At 68.1% G+C, this 1,889-nt stretch carries 3 protein-coding genes; 2 read left to right on the forward strand and 1 reads right to left on the reverse strand.

Annotated features, from left to right (window positions below):
* Positions 1-320 (reverse strand): helix-turn-helix transcriptional regulator (locus AC5RUF_RS16300; RefSeq protein ID WP_494131288.1); only part of this gene is annotated, 320 nt, incomplete at its 3' end.
* On the opposite strand from AC5RUF_RS16300, the gene AC5RUF_RS16305 reads away from it, so the two are divergent.
* Positions 315-560: an oxidoreductase C-terminal domain-containing protein gene (locus AC5RUF_RS16305; protein ID WP_494131289.1), complete on the forward strand. Its 246-nt coding sequence runs from the start codon at positions 315-317 to the stop codon at positions 558-560. The two genes, AC5RUF_RS16300 and AC5RUF_RS16305, sit on opposite strands and share 6 nt — an antisense overlap.
* 135 nt (positions 561-695) lie before the next feature.
* Positions 696-1,742 carry an iron-siderophore ABC transporter substrate-binding protein gene (locus AC5RUF_RS16310; protein ID WP_494131290.1) on the forward strand — a complete coding sequence of 349 codons (1,047 nt, stop codon included), beginning with the start codon at positions 696-698 and terminating at the stop codon, positions 1,740-1,742.
* Positions 1,743-1,889 lie beyond the last annotated feature (147 nt).

Here is a 1,889-nt window from a genome sequence, read left to right on the forward strand (position 1 = left end):
ATACTGATCACAGTCTGCCGAGAAACGCCCAGCCGCTCAGCAAGCTGCGCCTGCGACAACCCCAGGCGCAGCCGTTCCCGGCCCACCACATTCTCCAGGACGGGGTGCTGGTGGATGGGTGCGGACGCACCTCGCAGCCCGGGGTTTTTGCCGCCGGAGACTCCTCCCGCCGCCGAAACCCAGACGGCAGTCCCGGCCGCCGCTTCGAGCACTGGGACGCCGCCCGGCGGACGGGCGAGGCGGCGGCAGCAGGCATCCTCGGCGTCGAGCCGGCGGCAGCCGCGCCGGATTGGTTCTGGTCGGACCGGTACGGCATGCATGTGGAGGTGGCGGGAAGCCTTGCCGGCCCCGGACAGACGGTGCTTCGCGGAGACCCCGGCCCCGGGTTCATGGTCTTCCGGCTGGACGGGGAAGGCGTGCTGGCGGGCGTGGCCGCCGTGGACGGGGGAACCGCCGTGCGGGCCGCCCGGAAGCTGATCGAAACCGGCCGCCGGGTTGATCCTGCCCTGCTCCAGGACCCGGAGGCGGACCTTCGCCGGCTGGCCCGGGGGAAGGGCTGACACGCCTTACGGACTGGGCGGTGGATTACGCAAGATTAGCGTTGCGTAATTGGGGCAAACCTAGGCTAACCTTACTTTTAGATCCGCTTCCGCGGGATCCATTCCGTCCGTTTTACGTGATCCAAGGAGCCCACTATGGCCCTGTCCCGGATGCGCCGCGCCGCAGCTGCGGCCGCCGTCGTCGTTCTCTCCCTTTCCGCCTGCTCCACCGGTGCCACCGGGGAAGGTGAATCCACCGGCAGTGCCGCCGCCGCCGACCAGTTCCCCGTCACCATCGAGCATGCGTTCGGTGAGACGGTCATTGAGGAAGCGCCCGAACGCGTGGCCACCGTCGCGTGGGCCAACGCCGAAACAGCGCTGGCCCTCGGCGTCGTGCCCGTGGGAATGCCCACCATCGAGTTCGGCGGCAATGACCAGGGCACCACGCCCTGGATCGACGATGCGCTGGAAGACCTGGATGCATCCATTGGTTCCGACAAGGCACCGGCGCAGTACTCCGAAGCCGACGGCATCGCCTTCGACGACGTCGCCGCCACGAACCCGGACGTCATCCTGGCTGCCTACTCCGGCCTGTCCCAGGAGGACTACGACAAGCTGAGCAAGATCGCCCCCGTGGTGGCCTACCCCGACGCACCCTGGGGCACTTCGTGGCAGGACACCGCCACCCTGACCGGCAAGGCCCTGGGCCTGAGCGACAAGGCCGACCAGCTGGTGGCGGACACCGAAAAGGCCATTACCGACAAGGCCGCCGAGTACCCGCAGCTTGAAGGCAAGACCTTCATCTACGGCAACCTCGCCCCGGGTGCGGAGAACTCCGTCTACACCGCCCTGGACAACCGCCCCAAGTTCATGGAGTCGCTGGGCCTGACCCAGGCACCCGTGGTGGCGGAGAACACCAAGGGCGACGAGTTCTACATCCCCTGGTCCGATGAGAACCTCAACCAGCTGGACTCCGACATCTTCATCAGCTGGGTGGCCAGCGAGGACGTAGCCGAGACCATCGCCGCCGACCCGCTGCTGAGCCAGATCCCCGCGGTCAAGAACGGCAGCCTGGTGGCCGACGCCGACCCGACCCGCGTGTTCTCCACGTCCGCCATCAACGTCCTGAGCATTCCCTACGCCTTGGACAACGTGGTACCGATGATTGCCGACGCAGCCACGGCCGCCGACAACGCCAAGTAATACCTCCGTCCCTGCGGGGGAGAAGAAAGTGGACGCCCCGGGACATCCCGGGGCGTCCGTTTGTTCTCCGCTGGCCGTTTCCCCCGGCACTGCCTCGGCCGCGGCGGTGACGCCGCACACAAGCCGCCACCCCCGGCGGCCCCGGCC

Source organism: Arthrobacter sp. Y3224198, from assembly GCF_059090025.1.

Bases quoted from the DNA above. Each gene is read 5' to 3' on its own strand.
- AC5RUF_RS16305 (WP_494131289.1), top strand. From the start codon at position 315: ATGCATGTGGAGGTGGCGGGAAGCCTTGCCGGCCCCGGACAGACGGTG.
- AC5RUF_RS16310 (WP_494131290.1), top strand. From the start codon at position 696: ATGGCCCTGTCCCGGATGCGCCGCGCCGCAGCTGCGGCCGCCGTCGTC.